General features: G+C 72.5%; 19 protein-coding genes and 1 pseudogene. 12 read left to right on the top strand and 8 right to left on the bottom strand.

Annotated features, from left to right (window positions below; translation table 11 throughout):
• Position 1: 1 nt before the first annotated feature.
• The 5 genes from SH922_RS23115 to SH922_RS23095 form a co-directional block, all read right to left on the bottom strand.
• Positions 2 to 160 (bottom strand): DUF6760 family protein, encoded by a 159-nt coding sequence (locus SH922_RS23115; RefSeq protein ID WP_393059801.1) that lies wholly within the window; start codon positions 158 to 160, stop codon positions 2 to 4.
• Positions 157 to 651, bottom strand: coding sequence for a hypothetical protein (locus tag SH922_RS23110; protein ID WP_393059800.1), 495 nt, complete (start codon positions 649 to 651; stop codon positions 157 to 159). Before SH922_RS23110 ends, SH922_RS23115 begins: the two co-directional genes overlap by 4 nt.
• Positions 648 to 1,088 (bottom strand): phage tail protein, encoded by a 441-nt coding sequence (locus SH922_RS23105; protein WP_124720830.1) that lies wholly within the window; start codon positions 1,086 to 1,088, stop codon positions 648 to 650. Before SH922_RS23105 ends, SH922_RS23110 begins: the two co-directional genes overlap by 4 nt.
• A gap of 59 nt (positions 1,089 to 1,147) precedes the next feature.
• A complete protein-coding gene (locus tag SH922_RS23100) occupies positions 1,148 to 2,674 on the bottom strand; it encodes a phage tail sheath family protein (RefSeq protein ID WP_393059799.1) in 1,527 nt (508 codons plus the stop codon).
• A 567-nt stretch (positions 2,675 to 3,241) separates the two neighbouring features.
• A complete protein-coding gene (locus SH922_RS23095; RefSeq protein WP_393063662.1) occupies positions 3,242 to 4,537 on the bottom strand; it encodes a hydrolytic protein in 1,296 nt (431 codons plus the stop codon).
• A 250-nt stretch (positions 4,538 to 4,787) separates the two neighbouring features.
• Here SH922_RS23095 and SH922_RS23090 point away from each other — a divergent pair, with 250 nt between their 5' ends.
• The 5 genes from SH922_RS23090 to SH922_RS23070 all read left to right on the top strand — a co-directional run bounded on the left by SH922_RS23090 (position 4,788) and on the right by SH922_RS23070 (position 12,588).
• Complete coding sequence (locus SH922_RS23090) at positions 4,788 to 5,519, top strand: response regulator transcription factor (protein ID WP_393059798.1); 732 nt, start codon at positions 4,788 to 4,790, stop codon at positions 5,517 to 5,519.
• Between the two features lie 364 nt (positions 5,520 to 5,883).
• Positions 5,884 to 9,060: a hypothetical protein gene (locus tag SH922_RS23085; protein ID WP_393059797.1), complete on the top strand. Its 3,177-nt coding sequence runs from the start codon at positions 5,884 to 5,886 to the stop codon at positions 9,058 to 9,060.
• Positions 9,057 to 9,764, top strand: a complete 708-nt coding sequence (locus SH922_RS23080) for a DUF4255 domain-containing protein (protein WP_393059796.1) — start codon at positions 9,057 to 9,059, stop codon at positions 9,762 to 9,764. Before SH922_RS23085 ends, SH922_RS23080 begins: the two co-directional genes overlap by 4 nt.
• A gap of 77 nt (positions 9,765 to 9,841) precedes the next feature.
• Positions 9,842 to 11,926, top strand: a complete 2,085-nt coding sequence (locus tag SH922_RS23075; RefSeq protein WP_393063661.1) for an ATP-binding protein — start codon at positions 9,842 to 9,844, stop codon at positions 11,924 to 11,926.
• Between the two features lie 71 nt (positions 11,927 to 11,997).
• Positions 11,998 to 12,588, top strand: coding sequence for a DUF1707 domain-containing protein (locus SH922_RS23070; protein ID WP_393059795.1), 591 nt, complete (start codon positions 11,998 to 12,000; stop codon positions 12,586 to 12,588).
• A gap of 72 nt (positions 12,589 to 12,660) precedes the next feature.
• Here SH922_RS23070 and SH922_RS23065 read toward each other — a convergent pair whose 3' ends face one another.
• Entirely contained in the window at positions 12,661 to 13,134 is a 474-nt protein-coding gene (locus tag SH922_RS23065; protein WP_393059794.1) for a Zn-ribbon domain-containing OB-fold protein, read from the bottom strand.
• Complete coding sequence (locus tag SH922_RS23060; RefSeq protein ID WP_393059793.1) at positions 13,131 to 13,583, bottom strand: DoxX family protein; 453 nt, start codon at positions 13,581 to 13,583, stop codon at positions 13,131 to 13,133. The genes SH922_RS23065 and SH922_RS23060 overlap by 4 nt, the downstream gene beginning before the upstream one ends.
• Positions 13,584 to 13,731: 148 nt before the next feature.
• Between SH922_RS23060 and SH922_RS23055 the strand changes: the two genes are divergently transcribed.
• The 7 genes from SH922_RS23055 to SH922_RS23025 all read left to right on the top strand — a co-directional run bounded on the left by SH922_RS23055 (position 13,732) and on the right by SH922_RS23025 (position 21,430).
• Positions 13,732 to 14,922, top strand: coding sequence for a flavin-containing monooxygenase (locus tag SH922_RS23055; RefSeq protein ID WP_393059792.1), 1,191 nt, complete (start codon positions 13,732 to 13,734; stop codon positions 14,920 to 14,922).
• A gap of 109 nt (positions 14,923 to 15,031) precedes the next feature.
• Positions 15,032 to 15,502 (top strand): FAD-dependent oxidoreductase, encoded by a 471-nt coding sequence (locus tag SH922_RS23050; RefSeq protein WP_393059791.1) that lies wholly within the window; start codon positions 15,032 to 15,034, stop codon positions 15,500 to 15,502.
• A 295-nt stretch (positions 15,503 to 15,797) separates the two neighbouring features.
• Positions 15,798 to 18,026 (top strand): acetate--CoA ligase family protein, encoded by a 2,229-nt coding sequence (locus SH922_RS23045; RefSeq protein ID WP_393059790.1) that lies wholly within the window; start codon positions 15,798 to 15,800, stop codon positions 18,024 to 18,026.
• Between the two features lie 55 nt (positions 18,027 to 18,081).
• Positions 18,082 to 18,921 (top strand): enoyl-CoA hydratase/isomerase family protein, encoded by an 840-nt coding sequence (locus SH922_RS23040; protein WP_393059789.1) that lies wholly within the window; start codon positions 18,082 to 18,084, stop codon positions 18,919 to 18,921.
• A gap of 355 nt (positions 18,922 to 19,276) precedes the next feature.
• On the top strand, positions 19,277 to 20,050 hold the full coding sequence (locus SH922_RS23035; RefSeq protein ID WP_393059788.1) for a sensor histidine kinase: 774 nt from the start codon (positions 19,277 to 19,279) through the stop codon (positions 20,048 to 20,050).
• On the top strand, positions 19,999 to 20,712 hold the full coding sequence (locus SH922_RS23030; protein ID WP_393059787.1) for an ATP-binding protein: 714 nt from the start codon (positions 19,999 to 20,001) through the stop codon (positions 20,710 to 20,712). The genes SH922_RS23035 and SH922_RS23030 overlap by 52 nt, the downstream gene beginning before the upstream one ends.
• A 31-nt stretch (positions 20,713 to 20,743) precedes the next feature.
• Entirely contained in the window at positions 20,744 to 21,430 is a 687-nt protein-coding gene (locus SH922_RS23025; protein ID WP_393059786.1) for a response regulator, read from the top strand.
• 45 nt (positions 21,431 to 21,475) lie between these two features.
• Here the strand turns inward: SH922_RS23025 and SH922_RS23020 are convergent.
• Positions 21,476 to 21,988: pseudogene (locus SH922_RS23020) on the bottom strand (phosphatase PAP2 family protein); the annotation flags it as partial.
• Between the last annotated feature and the right edge of the window lie 215 nt (positions 21,989 to 22,203).

Here is a 22,203-nt window from a genome sequence, read left to right as displayed (position 1 = left end):
CTCACCCGCTCTCGTTGACGCGGGTGTTGATCCGCGCTATCTCCTTCACCCACTCCTGCCGCTCACCATGGGTGAGGTCGAGAATGTCCTCACGCTGCCAGTGGAAGTGGTAGGCGATGTACGCGAGCTCCTCCCGCAGCCGGGAAGGCGCGTACGTCACGATTCCCCCAGGCGTTCACCCGAGAGGTCCACCTCGAACGACCCGTGGCACAGCGGGCACGTCACCGCGGCGTGGGTGTGGCCCTCGCTGTTGATGCGGCGGTAGAAGTCCTGGAGGAACGCCACGTCCGTGGCGTACATCCGCTCGACCACCCCTGCGTGCACATCGGTGACGGTGCCGAGCCGGGTGATGACCTGGCTGAGCAGCACCACGCTCAGGTACGCGGGGTTCTCCTTGACCCGCAGGTCGATCTGCGGGCGCAGCTCGTCCCGTGCCGTGGCGAGCCGCATCGACCCGCTCCGGTGCACCTGGCCCTCGTCGTCGACGTACCCGCGGGGGAGCTCGAACTCGAACTCCGTGCGCAGGTCCTGACGGTCCCGCTCCCGGGCGGGAGGCGGCGTCGGCGCGTCCTCGCGCGGGGCGGGCGCGGCGGCGGCGAGGGTGTCGAGTACCTCGTCGAGGCCGCCGCCGGAAACGGTCCTGCGCCTCATTCGACCACGATCTCCTCAAAGGTGATGGTGACCGTCTCCGTCGCCGCGCTGGACTCGCCGGCCTTCAGCGAGGGGCCTTCCCACTTGCTGGCCCAGCCCTGCATCAGCTGGATGCGACGGACGGTCTCACCCTTCGAGTCCTTGATCTCGATGGTGAGGTTCTGGCGTGCGGTGTCGACGGCGCCGTTGTTCAGCGTCTCCTTGATCCACTTGGTGAACTCGCTGCTCTTGTCGAGCCCGCGGGTGATCGTCACCTCACCGGCCTGGCGCGCACCGGGCTGCTTGCGGATGATCTGCTTGCCCTCGGCGGTCACCTGGCGGACCTCGACGACTTCTTCCTCGACGGTCAGACCGCTGATCTCCTGGATCGACTCCACGAGATAGCCGCCGAGCTGCACGCCGAAGACGTGGGTGGAAAGAGCATCGCCCTCTGCCATGACTGTGTGTCACCTGTTCCGTTCGTTGCCTGCTGGGGTCAGTCCTCGACGAGGACGGGTCACTCGTCGACGAGGCTGGTGCTGTCGGAGAACTGCGAAAGGCGGAAGATCACGAACTCCGCGGGCTTCACCGGGGCGACGCCGATCTCGCACACCACCTGACCGAGGTCGATGGACTCCTGCGGGTTGTTGTCACGGTCGCACTTGACGTAGAAGGCCTCTTCCGCAGTCCGCCCGAAGAGCGCGCCCCGGCGCCATTCCTCGGTGAGGAAGGCGGTGACGTTGCGCCGGATGCTCGACCAGAGGCGGTCGTCGTTCGGCTCGAAGACCACCCACTGGGTGCCCAGGAGGATGGACTCCTCCAGGTAGTTGAAGAGGCGGCGCACGTTGAGGTAGCGCCAGGCGGGGTCGGACGCGAGCGTCCGGGCGCCCCAGATGCGGATGCCCCGCCCGGGGAAGGCGCGGACGCAGTTGACGCCGATCGGGTTGAGCAGGTCCTGTTCGCCCTTGCTCAGGCGGAGTTCCAGGTCCAGCGCGCCACGGATGACCTCGTTGGCGGGCGCCTTGTGCACCCCGCGCTCGGCGTCGCTGCGCGCCCAGACGCCGGCGACGTGGCCGCTCGGCGGGATCAGGGTCTGCTGACCGGTCGCCGGGTCGAGGACCTTGAGCCACGGGTAGTACACGGTGGCGTAGCGCGAGTCGTATCCGGCGTCGTCGTTGCGCCAGGTGCGGACGCGCTGGGCGTTCATCCCCGGCGGGGTGTCCAGGACGGCGACCCGGTCGCCCATCTGCTCGCAGTGCGCGATGACGGCCAGCTGCACGGCCCTGACGCCCTCGTCGTCGATGTCGCCGCGACGGTGGGCGCTCATCAGGTCCGGGACGGCGACCATGGTGATCTCGTCGATCGCCTCAAGGGCCGCGATGCCCGTACGGGCCGACGCGTCGCCGACGTACTCGGTCGGGCCGGTCCGAGCGGTGGTGCCCGCGTCCGGAGCGGCGGGCGCGAGGGAGAGGCTCTGCTTCTCGGGGCGGGTCTGCGCCGCCCCGGGCTGCTCGGTGACCTCGATGAGCTTGGACTGGCGGGCCTGGGTGACCAGGTAGCCCTTGACGTTCTTGCGTACGGAGGTGTCGTACGTCTCCGCCACCTTGCCGCCCTGCCGCACCAGCAGCCGGAACCGGTCCTCCGGAGGGTTCTCGCCCTCGGGGTCGGCGACTTCGATGGAGAGGCCGTCACCGGCGCCCGGCCGGGCGGAGACCAGGAAGCCGCCGATGGCGACGGACGGGGCAGCCGCGGGCGCGGAGCCCTGCGCCGCGTCCTCCGCCGGGCCGCCGATCCGCACGATGTACGCCGCGCCGCCGCCGTTGCTGAAGTAGCCGTGGACGGCGAGCGTCAGGTAGGTGTCGGGAGTGAAGGTACCGAAGGCCGATACGTACTGGTCCCAGCTCGTCACCAGCGTCGGCCGGTGGAAGGGGCCGGTCTCCGCGAACCCGACGAAGGCTGCGACCGCGGTGCCGACTCCCTCGATGGGCCGTGCTCCGGACTGCACCTCCTCCACGTATACACCTGGGGTGAGGTACGACGGCATGCTCGCTCCTTCGGGTGGTCAGTCGTTCGCCTGTCCAGTCTTGCCCGGGGATGTCCGCGGGCAGTAGGCCTCAGAGTCCTGGTCACGGGGCAGGGCAGCTGCCTTCCCGGGCACCCCGGGCGGCCGGGAAGGGCCCCTCCCGGCCGTGGCCGCCGGGATGACGGTGCGACAGCTGCGGCACGGCGTCCGAAAAGGCGGGCCCGGGAATCCCCGCAGCCCGCCCACTCGACACGGCAGGGGTTAGTTTCAGCCAGAAACTACTGAGTTCGGGCGGCCGGAGCGGCCGGATTTCCACGGTCGCCGCAGAGGCCCGGAGACCCTGATCCGCTCCTGTGAGCAGGAGCATTCTCAGTTCGAGCGGATCCGTCCGCCCGCGAAAGACCGGGAATCACCCGCAAAACACCGGTGTTCACCGGTCGGAACCACTCCGTCGATTTGGTTGCCTCCCCCGGACCGGTGTGTGAAGAACCACACCCAGATGAACGGCCAGGTGGAGGTTTCCGCTGGCAGGGACCCTGTTTGTTCACGCGACTGGAACGGACGGTCAGGAATCCGGCGCTATCGTTCCTACGGTGCGAAATCGCTCAGCACACCACTGACATTGAGCACTTGGTGACACTTGGAGGCCTGCTTCCCGGTCGCCGGAGTTCCAGGTTTGGAACAGGTCACGGAAGCGGTGACCTTGGCGTTTTCCTGAATCCGAATGGGGGTGACCCAGTGATAGTCCTGGTTGCGGAACGTCTCCAGAGCGATGGTGGTGATCTTCCGCTCACCGAAGGAGATGGTCAGCACCCCTTCATCTCCCTGGAAGTTCGCCACCACGATGTCGGTGACGCCGAATACCTTTCCTTGCGGAACCTGATACGTCCCGTCCTGCTTGGCTCCGGCACCCGTCTGCACGTCGATGGTCTCGGAGCTCTGCTGGGCGTTCAACTCGCCCACGCCACCCGTCGATCCGGAACCGCCCGTGCCGGCGCCGGCGGTCCCGCCCTTGCCCGTTCCGGTGCCCGGCTCCTGGCTCTGACCGCCGGTGGCGCCGCCGGTGCCGCCACCGGTCGCCGCACCACCCTGCGGCCGTTCCCGGTTCTCCTCCTGAGCCGCCTTGGTGCCCGCCTCCTTCGCGGTGCTGCGGATTTCCGGCCGCACCAGTGCGAACCACGCCAGCAGCAGCGCGAGCAGCGCCGCCAGGACGATCAGCAACCACTTGGGCAGCAGCGGAAGTTGCGCGAACTCACCGGGCAGGGGTTCCGGCCTGCCGGGCCGGTCGCCCTCGGTGTCGGCCCCCTCGCTGTCCACGGCTCCGACCTCGAACGGCCAGGTGGCCGGAGCTCCGAACCAGATCAGCTTCCGGGCCCGCACCCGCAGGCCCACCTCGGCGGACTCGCCCGGTTGCAGGCTCCGGCGTTCCGGCGTGAAGGCGAGGCGGAGTTCCTCCCCCTCCTGCCTGCCGGTGAACACGACGTCGACGGGAGCGTTCCCACGGTTCTGCACCGAGGCCCGGAAGCGGGCGCCCAGCCAGCCCCTGCGCCGGCCCGGTTCCAGCCTCGCCCGGAGTTCGCGGAACGGTTCGACGACCACCGTCATCTCGGGAACGGCCACCGACTCGGGGTGCTCCGCGGGCAGGACCCGTACCCCCAGGGGGACTTCGCCCGCCTTGACCTCGTGGGACCGGGGCGGCGCGAGCCGCACCGTCACGGTCTCGGAGGTGCCCGGGTAGAGGGAGACCCGCTCCGGCTCCACCGTGGTCCATGCCGCACAGTCGCCGACCACTTCGAGGGCGTACGCCTCGACGATGTCGCCGTCGTTGCGCACGGTCAGCGTGGTCGTCGCTTCGGCGCCTGGCGACACCGTCACCGTGGGTATGTCGAATTCGGCAGATGTGGTCACGATGCGACGTTAGGCCGCGCCCCGGTCCCGGCAGCAGAGGCGGGAGGGCAACGTGCGGGCAGCGCCGGTGCCCTGGCGGCACACCCGCGCCGCCTCCTCGCGCCCCGCCCCCGGGCCAGGTCTCCCTGTCCGGTCCCGGAACGAGCGAGCACGACGCCCGACGTATCGGGAACCGGCGCAGTCACCAATCGGGGAACCGGCGGAAGCAGCTGAGGAAGACGAGCACATGACCATGACCACAACAGATCTGACGAAGACAGGGGTGGCGGGCGGGCGCAGCCGCATGCCCTCCGTCCCCGAGCAACCCACGGAGGGCACGCCGACGAGGTCCTCGGCAGGCCGGGTCTCCGTTGCGGTGTACGCGGAGGACCTGATCCTGCAGAGCGGCATGGTGCACCAGCTGCGCCTGCGGCCGGAGATAGAGCTGATACCGGAAGAGGAGGCCGACCGTGCGCAGGTCTCCTTAGTAGTGGTGGACATGGTGAACGAGGCCACCGTCCAGCTCCTGCACCGTCTCCAGCGCAACACCTCCACGCGCACCGGTCTCGTCGTCGGCTTCTTCGAGCCGGGGGCGCTCCAGACCCTGATCGAGTACGGCGTCGCCGCCGTCCTGAGGCGCGGCGAGGCCGACCAGGACCGTCTCGTCCATCTGGTCACGGCGATCGCGAAAGGGGAAGGGGTGCTGCCGGGCGACCTCCTCGGGAAGCTCCTCGATCACGTCAGCAGCCTTCACCGCACGGTGCTCGACCCCCGGGGGCTCTCCCTCTCCACCCTCACGGCGCGGGAGGCGGAGATGATCAGGCTGGTGTCGGAGGGGTACGGCACCGCGGAGATAGCGCAGAAGACGTCGTACTCCGAACGCACCGTCAAGAACGTGCTGCACGAAGTGGCGACGCGGCTGGATCTGCGCAACCGGGCCCACGCGGTGGGCTACGCCATGCGGCACGGCCTCATCTGAGCCCCGCCCGGCTTCCGCCGGGGCGGTGGACTCCCGCGGGATCCCATGACGACGGGCCCGCAGGGGCAACGGCTGTTGCCCCCGCGGCGCCCCGGGGCGACTGGGGCAGGCCGCTGCAGCCGGCCTGAGGGCTGTCCCGGATGACGACGCCTGAGGCGTTCAGAGCGAGGAGAGCGACGGAGACCCCGAGCCTGAAGCCGCGCAGCCGCTCCGGGATCACCGGGATCGACGCGGCGACGGAGGCCTTCCTGCCGCAAAGGGCATCAGGTCTTCCCCCGCTCCGGGTACTCCGGCCCCTGTCCCCGTTCCCTCTCGGGCCCGATGCTTGAGGTGGAGAACCATCGACAAGACTGTGAGGTGGACCGTGGCCGGTCCTGCTGTCCCGGCACGCCGTATCCGGTTGCGCCGGCTGAGCGGTGTCGTGGTGTTGCTGACTCCGCTGCTGGTGGCGGGCTCCGTGTCCGCCCCGCAGGGTGCGTCACAAGCGGTCGCCGCCGCGGCCGATGCGCCCGCGGACACCGGGCGGATCGCCTTCGCCGGCACCGGGCACCGGAGCCTCGGGCGGGTCACCTCCGAAACGGCCAGCGACGACCTGTTCGGCACCGGTCCTGCGCACTACGACCAGGACGCCTTCGGGCGCGGTGAGGTGCTGGTCTTCACCAGCCTCCGCGACGAGGTGAAGCCCCAGGTGTACGTGCGCGGCGCGGACGGCTCCCTCCTCGGGCTCACCCACGGCCTTGACGCCGCACACCCCGAACTCTCCCCGGACGGACGGACCGTGGTGTTCGACTCGGCCGGGCCCGGCCCCGGGGGATCTACTCAGCGCGACCTCTGGTCGATCGGCGTGGACGGCTCCGGCCTGCAACAGCTGACGGACACCGCCACCGACGAGACCTCTCCCACGTTCTCCCCGGACGGCACCCGGATCGCGTACGCGTGTGACAACGGCCCGGGGCAGCGCACTCAGATCTACGAACAGGCGCTGGCCGGTGGGCCGGTGACCCGGATCAGTGACGCGGCGGAGGGCGAGGCGAGCGAGCCGGAGTGGAACCCGGTGAAGGACGACGCCCACCGGGCCCTCGTCGTGTACACACTGCAGGTGGAGCCGGAGTCGGACACGGACACCGGGTACCGGCTGCGGATCACCCGCGGTATCGGGACCGACCGCCCCCTGCTGACCGGCGATCGCGCCGGCTGGGGCACCCGCTCGGCCGCCTGGCTCCCGGACGGAAACCGTCTCCTCTTCCTCAGCCCCAACACGGACTGCGGATGCGCCCTGTACGACCACGTGTACCGGACGACCCTCACCGGTGACGTGACGCCGGACAGCATGCTCTTCGAGGACCGCCAGGTGGACGCACCGGCCTGGCTCGGGCCGGCGGACTCCGGGACGGTGGTCGTCACCCGCAGGACCACGAAGGAGCCGGACCTCGTCACGCTCCAGGACATGCGGCAGGACGGTTCGGACCCCCGGGACCTCAGGCTCGACGTGCTGCGTGAGGACCCGAGGGCCCGCACCAACACCAGTGAGGACCCCGCCGACGATCCGCTGTTCCACCCGGCGGCCGGCTACGACCCCTGGACCGAGCGGCAGACGTACACGCCGAACGGCCGGAACATCGCCGTGACCCGCTTCGAAACCGTCGACAACGTGCGTATCCAGCGGATCTGGCTGACCGACACCGACGGGACCACCGCGGCGGCCATGGACCTGGAAGGACGGGGTGCCGGTGACTGGGACACCGACCCCTCCTTCTCCCCGGACGGCACCAAGCTGGCCTTCACCCGGACGTCTCCCGCAGCTGCCGGTGGCACGGCGCGGCCGAGCCGGGTCCTCATCGCCGACGTCGCCACGAAGAAGATCATCGGCGAGGTCGTCCCGCCCGCGGGGGAGGTGGCGGGCGGCGACGCCCAGCCCGCCTGGTCCTCGGACGGCACCACGATCGCCTTCACCCGCAACGAGGTGATCCGGGGCCTCGGCGGGATCAAGCACGTCTGGACCGCCCCGGTGAAGGCCCTGGAGCAGCAGGAGGACCTCAGCGTCACCGGCTGCCCCGGCGAGTGCAAGGTGATCGACGACAGCCCCGCCTTCTCCCCCGACGGCACGGCCATCGCTTTCAACCGCAAGGACCGCGCCGACCAGATCAACCACCGGGCGAGCGTCGTCGTCACCTCGCCGGACGGCGAGGACTGCCGGGTCGTGCTGCCGTCCTACCGGCGCGACGACCCCGCCGCGTGCGGCGAACCGATCCCGGACGTCTCGGCCACCGGGCCCTACCAGCCGCGTGACGTGGCATGGTCGCCGGACGCCGGGCGGCTGGTGCTGAGCCACCGCCGGGACATCGCCCCGAACTCCCCCGAGCAGCTTTCCGAGCTCGACCTCGCCAAGGGCACGCTGACCCCGTTGACCACGAAGCTGCCGGGCCGCCAGAAGGAGCCCGCCTTCCAGCAGCAGGTCGACCTGGCGCTGACCGCGCCGCCCGTCGGCCCGTCGGTGGAGGCCGGTTCCTCGGTGTCGGTGACGGTCACCGTCACCAACCGCGGTCCGGCCCCCTCCCCCGGCACCACGTTCGTCGCCGACACCCCGCCGGGCGTACGCCTGGAGGAGCTCACCACCGACTCCGGTTCCTGCGGCGCCGGTTCACCGAGCTGCGACCTGGGCGTGCTGCGGCCGGGCGCCGAGGTGGAGGTCACCGCGCGGCTGACGGGCGTGACGACGGGGCCCTGGCGGATGGGCTGGTCGGTCACCGGTGCCGTCGTCGACCCGAACCCCTCGGACAACGCCACCGGGACGGACGTTCGTGTCCAGGACGTCCCCCCGCAGCCCACCCCGTCGCCCTCGGCTCCCACCCCCGTACCGCCCGCACAGCCGCCCGCCCCGCTGCCGCCCGAGCCCGAGGCGGGCCCCGGGGTCGTCGTGCGGGCCCAGCCCAGCCCCGGATACGTGGGCGGGCGGGTCGTGGTGACGTACACCGTGCGCAACGGGAAGAACGCGCTCGCCACCGGCCTGCGGCTACGCCTCGGGCTGCCCGCCGGGATCCCGGTGGCCACCCTCCCGGCAGGATGCGCCAACGGGGTGTGCGCGCTTCCCGACCTGGCGCCGGGCGGCTCCTCGGTCCTGCGGGTGGTCCTGGCCCCGGACCGGGCCCTGCGGACGAAGGTCACCGGGACACTGACCACGACCGGCACCGACGCCGACCGCGGTGACAACGTCTCCCGGATCCCGCTGCGCATCCTCCAGCCGCGCATCGTCTCGGTGCCCGAGGTCGGCAAACCCGGGTTCGTCACCTCGGTGCGCGGCAAGGACTTCCCGCCCGGTGTACCGGTGAAGCTCACCTGGAAGCCGGGGATCACGGCGACCGCGCCGCCGGCCCGGCCGGGCGGCGACGGCACCTTCATCGCCCAGCTGCTGATCCTGGTGAAGGACCGGACGGGGCCGCGCACCATCACGGCCTCGGGGCCGGGGTTCAGCCCCGTCACCACTGATTTCCTGGTGGTGGCCGGCACCATCGTCCCGCCGGACGAGGTGGGACGCAGGTGATCCACGAAGTCGACGAGGCACTGCGGCTGTTGCTGGCCGACGCCGGCCTCCAGGAGAGCGGGGTGGACCTGGTCTTCGACGCCCCGACGAGCGACTGGGCCGCGCGGCGCAACGCTCCCACGGTCAGCATCTTTCTCTACGGGATCCGGGAGGACGCCACCCGCCGCCGTACCGGCACCGCCGAGGAGTACGACGGCGAAGGCGTCGTCACGGGACGGCGGACGCCTCCGCGCTGGTTCGAACTGACCTATCTCCTGACCGCGTGGACCAACCGACCGCAGGACGAACACCGGCTGCTCTCCGAGGTGTTGCGCTGCGTGATCCACACGGACGCCCTGCCCGCCCGGATGCTGACCGGCAGCCTTGCCACGCTGGGGCTGACGGTGGAGATGGAGGCGGCGGCCGCGGGTTCCGGCGACCGGCCTTCCACCGTGGACGTGTGGTCCGCACTCGGCGGCGAGCTGAAGGCCGCGATCGACCTGCGGGTGTGGGCACCCCTGGCCGGCGAGGTGACGGCCGTCGGGCCACCGGTCACCGAAGGCCTGCTGGTGCGGACGACGCCCGAACGTGCCGGCGAGGCGACCGAACCGGGACGACGGCTGCGCTACGACGGGGCGTCCGACGCCGACGGGCAGGGCTTCGCGGCCGAGCGTGAACGGCAGCTTCCGCCGGGCCGGCGCAGGCGTGGAGGTCCGGCCCGGTGACCACGGCGTACGAGGCCCCGGCCGGCTTCCGGGAGCCGGACGGCACCCCGCCGGCGGCCGGCACCCCGCCGACGGCTGTGGAGGACCTCTGGGAGCGGCTGGGTCACATCGAGCGGCGGGTGCGGCACGCGGTCGCACTGCGCCAGGACACCGACCCGGAACCGAACGATCCGTACCGGGGGCAGTACCTGACCCCCGCAGCGGCCGAGCGGATCCTGGACTCCCGCGACGCGTTCCTCCCCGTCCCGGCCCATGGCCCCGACGCCCCGCCGCACTCCCCGGCGGAAGGCAGGATCGCGGCCCTCGCGGAGAACTTCGGCCTGGTCGCGCCGGATGTCGGCCTGCTGCTGGTCGCGATGGCCCCGGACATCGACGCACGGTTCGAGTGGCTGTACGGCTATCTCAACGACGACCTCACCCGGCGCAGGGCGACGATCGGCCTGGCCCTCGAACTCTGCGGACTGCCCGCCGCGGGCTCCGGCCGCTTCCGCTTCTCCCCGTCCGCCCCCCTGGTCGCGGCCGGTCTCGTGGAGGTGCTGGACGCCGACCGTCCGCTGCTCTCACGGGTGTTGCGCGTACCGGACCGGGTCACCGCTCATCTGCTCGGCGACGACGGGGTGGACGGAAGGCTGCACGGTCTCGTCCGGGTGGCCGGGCAGGATGAGGGGCCTGCGGAGGAGCCGGACCGGTGTCCGACGACGCTGCGGGTCGTGGCGGCGCTGGGTACCGGCAGCGGCCTGGTGCATCTCCTGGACCGCGGCGGCGACCCCGGCCGGCTGGCCGCCGACGCGCTCCACGCGGCCGGACTCCGCCCGCTGGTGGTGGACGTCGCGGCCCTGGCCGCCGCCCCGGAACCGGTGCGGACCGCGCGGGTCCTGGCGACCGAGGCGCGGCTGACCGGTGGTGGTCTCGTCCTCGGGCCGCTGGAGACGCTCGCCCCCGAGCGGCCCGGGGGCGCGGGGCTGATCGGCGCGCTCTGCGAGGCGGTCGGCGGCGGCTCCCCCCTGATCGTGTACGGGAAGAAGAACTGGGACCCGTTGTGGGCCGGCGAGAGCCCCGTGACGGTCCACGTCCTGCCTCCGGACCCGGCGGACGCGGCCCGGCGGTGGCACCGGGAGCTCACCGCGGCCGGCTCCCCGACAGGCCTCGCCGCCGGGACCGCGACGGCCGACGCGCACCTCGTCGACGCCACCCGCGCCTACCGGCTCGACTCCGGCCAGATACGCAGGGCCGCCGCCGTCGCCTCCCGGCTGGCCGCCCTGGAGGGCCGCCCGGTGGAGGCACAGGACCTGCGCACCGCCGTCCGGGCCCAGAACGGGGCGGGACTGGCCCGGCTCGCCCGCCGCATCGAGCCCACGGTCGGCTGGGACGACCTCGTGCTGCCCCCGGCGACCCGCCACCAGCTGTCCGACCTGGCGCTGCGCGCACGCCACCGTGAGCAGGTGCTCGGCCGGTGGCGGATGCGGCCGGGCGGTGGCCGGGGCCGGGGCATCGTCGCACTGTTCGCCGGGGAGTCCGGCACCGGGAAGACCATGTCGGCGGAGGTGGTCGCTGCCGACCTGGGCATGGAGCTCTACGTCGTGGACCTGTCCTCCGTGGTGGACAAGTACATCGGTGAGACCGAGAAGAACCTGGAGAGGATCTTCGTCGAGGCGTCCGACGTCAACGCGGTGCTGCTGTTCGACGAGGCGGACGCCGTCTTCGGGAAGCGCTCGCAGGTCAAGGACGCGCAGGACCGGCACGCCAACGTGGAGTCGGCCTACCTCCTCCAGCGGATCGAGTCCTTCGACGGCATCGCCGTGCTCACCACCAATCTGCGGGCCAACCTCGACGAGGCGTTCACCCGCCGTCTCGACGTGGTCGCCGACTTCCCCGTACCGGACGCACAGCAGCGGCTGGCCCTGTGGGAACGCTGCCTGGGCACGGAGATCCCCCGCGCGCCCGGTCTCGACCTGCGGACGTGTGCGGAGCGGTTCGAGCTGACGGGCGGATCCATCCGCGCCTGCGCGGTCACCGCTGCCTACCAGACGGCGGAGTCGGGGCTGCCCCTGGACACGGATCAGCTCGTCTCGGCGGTGCTCGCCGAGTACCGCAAACTCGGACGGCTGGTCCTGGACAGCGAGTTCGGCCCGTGGCTCGAGCGCACCCGGCGCGGGGAGTAACCGACGGATCATGGCCGGGGACGCGGCCTCGAACCCTGGTCTCGCGTCGCGGCGTCCGTATCATCTGCGGCATGACTGCAGAACCCTCGCGATCCGCCGGCCGTATGCGCGCCTCCGACGCCGACCGCGAAGCGGTGGTGGAACAGCTGCGGGAGGCGGCGGCCGAGGGGCGCATCGACCTCGAAGAGCTGGACGAGCGCCTGGGGCTGGCGCTCACGGCCAAGACCCACGCCGAACTGGCGCCGCTCACCGATGACCTGGGACCGGTCGTGCTCGAATCGGACGAGCCGCTGGTCCTGAAGGGCGGCATCCACGGCGTGACCCGGACCGGCCGGTGGAAGGTGCCGCCGCGGATTCTCGCGTACGGAGGCCTGGGCGGCGTACGCCTCGACTTCGCGCGGGCCGAGTGCCGGCTGCGTGAGATCGAGGTGGAGGTGGACGCGCAGATGGCCGGGGTGGTGTTCGTGGTCCCGGTGGGCTGGAAGGCGGACACGGACGCACTGGACCTCGGCTTCGGCGGCCTGAAGGACAAGACCTCGGGCGAACGGCTGCCGGGCACACCGGTGCTCCGGGTCACGGGTTCGTGCGGGGCTGGCGGTGTGGTCATCCGCTACCCGAACCTCTGGGAACGCCGCAAGCAGCGCAAGGAGTTGTCGCGCTGAACGGTCCGTCGGCACCGGCCGGCCCGTGCGACTCCGCGGAACACGTTCCCTCGCGCCGCCGAGGCTGCGCGCTCAGGGCCGGAACACCGCCACCGCCTCGCCCCCCTCCTCCAGCCGGAAGGTGACCCGCAGCTCCATCCCGATGGCGAGCGCGGACTCTTCGCACTCCACGATCTCCGTCATCATCCGCGGCCCCTCCGCCAGGTCGACGACCGCGGCGACGTACGGCACGCGGGTGCCGAACGGGGGCAGGTCGTTGCGGTGGACGACGGACCACGTGTACAGCGTGGCCCGGCCGCTCGCCCGCTCCCACTCGACGTCCTCGCTCCAGCAGTGCGGGCAGAACTCGCGCGGGTAGTGGTGCGCCAGGCCGCAGTCCCGGCAGCCGCGCAGCAGCAGGATCCCCTCCGCGGCGGCGTCCCAGTAGGGGCGGGTGAAGGCGTCGGGCTCCGGGAGGTCGTAGCGGGGGGACGGGGCGGGGGCTGCTGCTCCCGGGGTCGGGGCCGGTGCTGACTCAGGGGTCGGGGTCGGGGTCGGGGTCGTCACAGGAAGAGTCCCATCGCGTCGTCGAGGGACCAGGTCTGCCAGGACATGGTGAACAGGGCGACGAGCGAGATGAGCGCCATCATCGCGTTCTGCCCCTGCTCGGCCCAGTCGTGGATCATCAGCACCAGGTAGAGCAGGTTGAGCAGGAGCCCCGCGACCAGGGCGACCGGGGTCAGGAAGCCGGTCACCAGACCGAGGCCCAGGGCGAGTTCCGCGTACACGACGACGTACGCCATGCTCTTCGGGCGCGGTGCGACGATCTTCTCGAAGCCGGTCCGGACCACGGGCCAGCGGTGCTTGCCCGCGACGTCCGCCGCCCACGCGATGCCGGTGCCGCGTTCGAACCAGCCCTTCTTGTCCTTGTGGCGCCAGCTCTCCAGCCACCACAGGCCGAGGCCTGCTCGGAGCACGGCGAGCCACTCGGCTCCGTCGAGCCAGATCGTCCGCATGGGGCCCTCCCGTTCACGTAATCTGACGGTACGTCAGTTCACCCGATGGCGGCGGGCTGCGCAAGAGGCGTGCACCCGTGATCAATTCGCAATCGATTCCGGCCTTGACCGATACCCATCAAGGAGTCGCGCGATTACGCTCCGAAGCATGTCCGACAGCACACCTACCGCCGGTAGCAGCCGCACCCCGGCCCCCACCGACATCACCGAGGACCGCCCCGTCTACGTCATCGGCGGCGGCCCGGGCGGCCTGGCCGCCGCCGCGGCCCTGCGCGCGCAGGGGGTGCGGGCCGTCGTCCTGGAGAAGTCCGGGGACGTCGGCGCGTCCTGGCGCCGCCACTACGACCGGCTGCACCTGCACACGACCCGGCGCCGGTCCGCCCTCCCCGGGCTGGCCATGCCCCGCAGGTTCGGCCGCTGGGTCTCCCGGGACGACGTGGTGCGCTACCTGGAGAAGTACGTCGAGCACCACGGTCTTGAAGTGGTGACGGGCGTCGAGGTCTCCCGCGTCGACCGGGCGGCGGACGGCACCGGTTGGCGGCTGACCGCAACCGGCGGGCGTGAACTGACCGGCCGGGCCGTGGTCGTGGCCACCGGCTACAACCACACCCCGCGGATCCCCGACTGGTCCGGGCGCGACACCTTCACGGGCGAGCTGCTGCACGCCTCCGACTACCGCAACCCGGCCCCGTACGCGGGCAAGGACGTCCTCGTCGTGGGCGTCGGCAACACGGGGGCGGAGATCGCCGTCGACCTGGTGGAGGGCGGGGCGTCGCGCGTGCGGCTCGCGGTGCGCACCGTTCCGCACATCGTGCGCCGTTCCACGGCGGGCTGGCCCGCGCAGGCGACCGGCATCCTGGTGCGCCGGCTGCCCGTCGCGCTCGTCGACCGGGCCGGCGGTCTGATGGCCCGCGTCGCCGTGCCCGACCTCGCGGAACAGGGGCTGCCCCGCCCGGACACGGGCCTGTACTCCCGGGTCAAGGACGGGGCCATCCCGGTCCAGGACGTGGGGCTGATCGACGCGGTGAAGCGCGGCCGGGTGGTGCCGGTGGCGGCCGTCGAGTCGTTCGACAAGGACGCGGTGGTGCTGGCGGACGGGACCCGGATCACCCCGGACACGGTGATCGCCGCGACCGGCTATCTGCGCGCCCTGGAGCCGCTGGTCGGTCACCTCGGGGTGCTGGACGCCCGGGGCCGGCCGGTGGCACACGGCGGCCGTACGCCGAAGCAGGCACCCGGCCTGTACTTCACCGGGTTCACCAACCCGATCAGCGGCATGTTCCGCGAAATGGCCCTGGACGCACGGAAGATCGCCAAGCGGCTGGCCCGCACCGCCTGACCCGCATCACCCCGTCCTCCCCGCGCGCGTCCGGGGACGACCCTGCCGTTCGCACAGCACGGCCCCCCGCCGGGCACTCCCGGCGGGGCATCCCACCCTGGTACGGAGGATGCACGTGGCACGTCAACGAACAGGTCAGACCCCACAGCCGGCCCCCGGACCGGTGACCCGGCGCGCGATGCCGGGCGGTGCGGCGGCCGCCGGGGTCCCGGCGCTCACCGCGGCAGGCACCGCACAGGCGGCGGAAAGCACCGGGGCCCCGGCCGCAGCAGGCGCCGACCACCGCGAGGTGGACGTCGCCGTGGTCGGTGGCGGGCCGGCCGGCCTCACCGCCGCCCGCGACCTGGCCCCCGCCGGCAAGTCCGTCCTGGCCCCGGAGGCACGCGACCGGGTCGGCGGCCGGGTACTCAACCCGGCGCTCCCGCCCGGCGTCCTGACCCGCTACGGCACCGCGCTGCGCGCGCCCGTCGGGGCGATCCACTGGGCGGGCACGGAGACGTCGACGCACTGGAACGGATACGTGGACGGCGCGGTCCGCTCGGGCGAGCGCGTCGCCAAGGAGGTCGTCGCCGGCCTCTGATGTGCCCGGGCGGTGTCGGCCCGATCCCCCGAGGGGCGTCGGTACGTGAGAGCGGTGGTTCGGGGCAGTTCCCGGCCACCGCTCTCAACCTTTGCCTGCACAACCATTCCTGACGGGCCGTCAGTTCAGTAACCTGACAGTGCGTCAGCTAAGAGGGTTCGGCGATCGGGGAGTGGATGGGACAGGGTGCGGGCCCGGCCCCGCACCGCCACCTCCCCCGACTTTCCGGACTTCCCTGGGCGCGGGCCGGGCACCACAAGTGCCGACGGACTTTCGAGCAGGAGTGGGCGGAACGATGCTTGGATCGACTCACGGCACCCTCACCACCGACTTCCGCGCCAGGGTGGTGGCCTGCGGCGAGGAACCGCATGCCGCCGTCCACAGCATGGCGGCCGCCGCCGCGGAGGGCGACCTCGATGTCAGCGGTCGCCCGCTGCACGCGCCCGTGCCGGATCTGGACCGGTTCTTCCGGCCGGAGTCCGTCGCCGTCATCGGCGCGTCCGACACCGAGGGACGGCCCAACACCGGAATCACCCGGCAGCTGATCGCCTGGGCCGAGCGGGTCGGGGCACGGCTGTATCCCGTGCACCCCACGCGCGAGACCGTCTTCGGACGGGCCTGCGCCCCCTCCGTCGCCGATCTGCCCGAACAGGTGGACCTGGCGGTACTGCTGGTCGGCGACCCGCTCCCCGTCATCGAGGAGCTCGCGCAGGCCAAGGTGAAGTTCGCCGTCGCCTTCGCCTCCGGCTTCGCGGAGACCGGTGCAAAGGGCGCCGCCGCGCAGGCCCGGCTGGCCGCCGCCGTGGAGCGCTCGGGACTGCGGCTGCTCGGCCCGAACACCAACCTCAACGCCTTCGAGGAGTTCCGCGACGACCTGGACGGGCCGGCGATCGCGCTGATCACCCAGTCAGGCCACCAGGGCCGCCCCGTCTACACGCTCCAGGAGCTGGGCGTGCGGCTCTCGCACTGGGCTCCCACGGGCAACGAGGCGGACCTGGAGACCGCCGACTTCATCGCGTACTTCTCCCAGCGCCCCGAGGTCGGGGCCATCGCCTGCTACGTCGAAGGACTCAAGGACGGGCGCTCCTTTCTGCTCGCCGCGGACCGGGCCGCAAGGGCCGGTGTCCCGGTGGTGGCGGTCAAGGTGGGACGTACGGAGACGGGGGCCAGGATGGCCGCGTCACACACCGGCAAGCTGACCGGCGCCGACCAGGTCGTCGACGCGGCGATGCGGCAGTTCGGCGTGATCCGGGTGGACGGCCTCGACGAACTCCAGGACACCGCGGCCCTGCTGGCCCGGGCCCGCAAACCGCTGGCCGACGGCGTCGTCGTCTATTCGATCTCGGGCGGCACGGGCGCGCACTTCTCGGACCTGGCGACCGGGGCGGGGCTCTCGCTCCCGGTGCTGTCCGAGGAGAAGCAGGCCGAGCTGCACACCTGGATACCCGGCTACCTGAACGTGGCGAACCCGGTCGACAACGGCGGCCACCCGGTCGGCGACTGGCGCGGCCGCAAGATCATCGACGCGATCCTCGCCGACCCGGAGGTGGGGGTGCTGATCTGTCCGATCACCGGCCCCTTCCCGCCGATGAGCGACAAACTCGCGCAGGACCTGGTGGACGCGGCGGAGGCCACGGACAAGCTGGTGTGCGTGGTGTGGGGCTCTCCGGTCGGCACCGAGGACGCCTACCGCACCACGCTGCTCGGATCGTCCCGCGTCGCCACCTTCCGGACGTTCGGCAACTGCATCACCGCGGTGAAGGCCTATCTGGACCACCACCGCTTCGCCGCCTCCTACCGCTCCCCGTTCGACGAGGCGCCGCGCACACCGTCCCCCTCCTTCCGCAAGGCGCAGGCACTGATGCGCCCGGGCCACCAGCTGAGCGAGCACGCGGCGAAGCAGCTGCTGCGGGCGTACGGAATCCGGGTGCCACGCGAGCAGTTGGTGACCAGCGCCGCAGCGGCTGTCCGGGCGGCGGGGCTCGTCGGCTACCCGGTCGTCATGAAGGCGTCCGGCGCGCAGCTGGCCCACAAGACGGAGCTGGGACTGGTCAAGGTCGGCCTCACCTCCGCCAGTCAGGTGCGGGACGCCTATCGCGAGCTCACCGACATCGCCCGCTACGAGGGCATCGAGCTGGACGGCATCCTGGTCTGCCAGATGGTGGAGCGCGGCGTCGAGATGATGGTCGGCGTCACGCAGGACGCCCTGTTCGGACCGACGGTGACGGTCGGCCTCGGTGGTGTACTCGTCGAGGTGCTGCACGACGCGGCGGTGCGGGTGCCGCCGTTCGGCGAGGACCAGGCGCGGGCGATGCTCGGCGAACTGCGCGGCCGGGCGCTGCTGGAAGGCGTGCGGGGCGGCCCGCCCGTGGATGTGGACGCGCTCGTCGAGGTCGTCCTGCGGGTGCAGCGAATGGCCCTGGAACTCGGCGACGACCTCAGCGAACTCGACATCAATCCGCTGATGGTGCTGGGCCGCGGGCAGGGCGCGGTGGCGCTGGACGCGCTCGCCGTCTGCCGCTGACCGAAGCCACCGCCCCGCCCGCCGCCGAGCCCGCCACCTGCCCAGGAGCTGCCTCATGCCGTCCTCCCCCGAAGACACCACCGACCACGCCGACCCGTCCGGACCGCCTGAATCATTGATACTCCACACCACTGACAACGGCGTCTCCTGGATCACGCTCAACCGCCCCGAGGCGATGAACGCCGTCACCTGGGACCAGCGCGAACGCATCATCGCCCTGCTCGCCGAGGCCTCCGCCGACCCCGCCGTCCGGGCCGTCGTCCTCACCGCCACCGGCCGCGGCTTCTGCGCCGGCGCCGACCTGCGCGGCGCCGGCGCCACCGGCGAACGGGTGCCGGGCGATGTGGCCCGTACGATCCGGCTCGGCGCGCAGCGGCTGATCGCCGCCGTCCTGGACTGCGAGAAGCCCGTCCTCGCGGCGGTCAACGGCACGGCGGCGGGCATCGGCGCCCATCTCGCGTTCGCCTGCGACCTGGTGCTGGCCGCCGAGTCGGCGAGGTTCATCGAGGTGTTCGTGCGCCGCGGGCTCGTGCCGGACGGCGGCGGGGCGTACCTGCTGCCGCGCCTGATCGGCCCGCAGCGCGCCAAGGAGCTGATGTTCTTCGGCGACGCGCTCCCGGCGGTGGAGGCGGAACGCCTGGGCCTGGTGAACCGGACCGTTCCGGACGACGAGCTGACGGCGACGGCGCGGGCCTGGGCCCAGCGGCTGGCCGAGGGGCCGACCCGCGCGATCGCCCTCACGAAGCAGCTCGTCAACGCGTCGATGGACGACGGCCGGGCCGCGGCGTTCGCCGCCGAGGCCATGGCTCAGGAGATCAACATGACGACGCAGGACGCCAACGAGGGTGTGGCGAGTTTCGTGGAGCGGCGGGTGCCGAAGTACCGGGGGGTCTAAGGGCTGGCGCGGGTAGGCCCGGCTCACACGGGGGTGACAGTCCGCCGGTGTCCCGATCCGGGCGGGACGGGTCCGGCAACCGCAGCACCGTTCCGAACGGGGTGCGGTCCGTCCGAACGGGTGCGGTCCGTCCGCGCGGGTGAGGTCCGTCCGCGTGGGTGAGGTCCGTCCGCGTGGGTGCAGCCCGCGTGTCCGGGCTGCAGAACAGGGTCGCGCTGCCTTCGATCCGGTCGAGCCCGGGAAGCCGCTGCCGCTTCCCGGCCGTCCGCCGGTCACGGCGTCGCCACCCATGCCCTTCGGCACCCATGACTTTCGGCAGTGCCGCATCGGCCCTCGCATGCGTACGGTCGTCCGGGTGGAGAGAGCGAAGATCAGCGGCGCGGCCGGGCGGGCCGTCGCCCCGGGGAACCTGCTGGCGGTTGCCGCCGCGGTGTGCGTCGCGCTGAGCACGGTCAGTCTGTGGTGGGCGCTGCCCGCCGCGGTGACGGCGTTCCTCGCCGGGCGCGAGCCGGGCAGGACCGGGCCGACCGTCCTCGTGCTCGTCGCGGTGGTGGCCGGCGGGGTGGTGGCGGTGGCCCTGGTTCCCTCCTGGCTGCTGATGGCGGGACGGTTCGTCGCGGTGGTCGTGGTGGCCGCGATGCTGCCGTGGTTCGCGGGACGCTTCTGGCGTCAGTACCAGGAGCTCGTCCGGGCCGGCTGGGAGCGGGCAGGGCGGCTGGAGCGCGAACAGCGGCTCGTCGCGGAGCAGGCGCGGTCCCGTGAACGGGCCCGCATCGCGCAGGACATGCACGACCTCCTCGGACACGATCTCAGCCTCATCGCCCTGTCGGCAGGCGCCCTCAAACTCGCACCCGGCCTGGACGAGGCCCACCGGGCCGCGGCCGGGGAGATCCGCGCCCGGGCGGCGGCTTCGGTCGAGCGGCTCGGCGAAGTGGTCGGCCTGCTGCGCGAGGAGGCGGACGAGCGGGCGGACGACGGCCGCCCGGACCGCCGGGCACCGGTGTCCCCCGGCTGGTCGCGGAGGCCGCCGCCGCTGGTCTCCCGGTCACCCTCCACGTCGAGGGCGACGCCGGCGCGATGCCCCCGCCGGCCGCGCGGGCCGCCCACCGCGTCGTACAGGAGGCCCTGACCAACGCGGCCAAGCACGCACCGCAGGCCCGGGTGGACGTGCGGCTGACGCACACGGCCGGGGCGACGACGGTCCGGGTCGAGAACGGCCCGGCACCCGTACCGGCGGGCGGACCGGACGTTCCCGGCACCGGGCTGGGGCTGATCGGGCTCGACGAACGCGTGCGGCTGGCGGGCGGCATCTTCGTGCACGGCCCGCACGACGGCGGCTTCGCGGTCACCGCTCACCTCCCGCACACCCTGCCCGCCCGCCTCCCGGCCGCCGCGCCCCGGGTCGTCCGGGAAGCCCTGCCCCCGGAGCACCGGCACGCCCGCAGCCGCGCCCGCCGGGCCCTGACCCTCGCCGTCGTGCTGCCCCTGGTGGCGTGGGCGGTCCTGAGTGCCGCGCTCATGGGGTGGGACATCCACTCGGCCCGGCAGTCCGTCCTGGACCCGGGCGACTTCGCCCGGCTGCGGGTGGGCCAGGACCGGGCCTCGGTGACGCGCGTGCTGCCCGAACGCGAGACGACGCAGCGGCCCGTGGCCGGGGAGCCCGAGGGGCCGGGCATCACGTGTGCGTACTACGCGATGACGGCCGACCGCTTCGACGACCGGTCCGGGGACGCGTACCGGCTCTGCTTCCGGGACGGCCTGCTGATGTCCAAGGAGGCGCTCGCCCCATGAACGCCCGCTCCCGCACCACGGAGGAAGACTCATGATCCGCGTCCTCATCGCCGACGACGAGCCGATGATCCGCGCCGGGGTGCGTGCCGTGCTGTCCACCGACCCGGGCATCGAGGTCGTCGTCGAGGCCTCGGACGGGCACGAGGCCGTGGAGCAGGTGCACCGTCACCACCCCGACGTGGCCGTGCTCGACATCCGGATGCCGGGGACGAACGGCATCGAGGCGGCCGCCGAGATCCGGCGCACCGTGCCGGAGACGGGCATCGTGATGCTGACGACGTTCGGCGAGGACGACTACATCCTCCAGGCACTCGGAGGCGGCGCCGCCGGGTTCCTGATCAAGTCGGGCGAGCCCGAGGAACTGATCGCGGGAGTCCGCGCGGTGGCCGACGGCGCCGCCTATCTGTCACCGAAGGTCGCGGCCCGGGTCGTCGCCCATCTCTCGGCGACGGGCGCGGGCGCCCTGGCCGGCCGTCGTACCGCCGCCCGGGAACGGGTCAGGATGCTCACCGCCCGGGAAGGCGAGGTGCTGGCCTTCCTCGGCAGCGGGCTGTCCAACGGGCAGATCGCGCGGCGGCTCCACCTGGTCGAGGGGACGGTCAAGGCGCACGTGAGCTCGATCCTGGCCCGGCTGGGTGTGGACAACCGGGCCGCCGCGGCGGTCGTCGCCCACGAGGCCGGGGTCGTCGCCCCTGCGGAACCGCCCGCCGAGCGCTGACACCGCCGCCCCGGCGAGCGGGAGGAAGCCGAGCAGCACGGCCGCGACCACCGACCCGCCGAGCAACGCGCCGGCCAGCACATCGTGCGGATAGTGCGCGCCCACCACGACCCGAAGCAGCGCCGCCTCTGCGGCCAACGGCAGGGTCACGGCGGCCAGTCGAGGCCGCAGCAGGGCCAGGCCCACCCCGAGTCCGGCCGCGAGGGTGGCGTGGTTGCTCGGGAAGGACCAGTCGCCGGGCGGCGGACAATCGGCGACCGCCGCCGCGCCACGGAGCAGGACCCGGCAGGGGCGCTCCTCGTCGACGACGAGTTTCACGGCCTCACTGCTCGCGTAGGCGAGGACGGTGCCGATCCCGGTGAGCACGGCGCCGGCGGTGCCCCGGGTGTCCGCCCGGCGTACGGCACTCCACCAGACCCACACGAGCAGCAGCCCGAGGGCCACCAGCGTCCCGTCACAGGCCGCCTCCAGCAGCGTTCCCGCCCAGGAGGGCGCATCGGCCGCCGCCCCGGTCACCGAGCGGTACACCGACGCCGATGCACCGTCCGTCACCTCCATGGCCTGTTCGGTCCCCAGGCCTCCTGGGGCGAGGCCCACGACGGTGGCCGCCCCCGCACCCAGGACTGCGCAGGCGAGCAGGGGCCGTGCGCTCCGGGTCCTGCTTCCGGATTCTCTTCTCATGAGGCCCGAACCTAGGAGCGAGGGAGGCGGAACTCCCGGGCCGAACGGCAGGGGTCACCCCTGACGAAGGTCGGGGGTCGCCCCACCCCTTC

The sequence above is a fragment of the Streptomyces sp. LN549 genome, from assembly GCF_043203805.1.
In the GTDB taxonomy this organism is placed as follows: domain Bacteria; phylum Actinomycetota; class Actinomycetes; order Streptomycetales; family Streptomycetaceae; genus Streptomyces.
The sequence above is the reverse complement of the archived record's forward strand: the minus strand, read 5'-3'. Positions and strand labels throughout refer to the sequence as shown.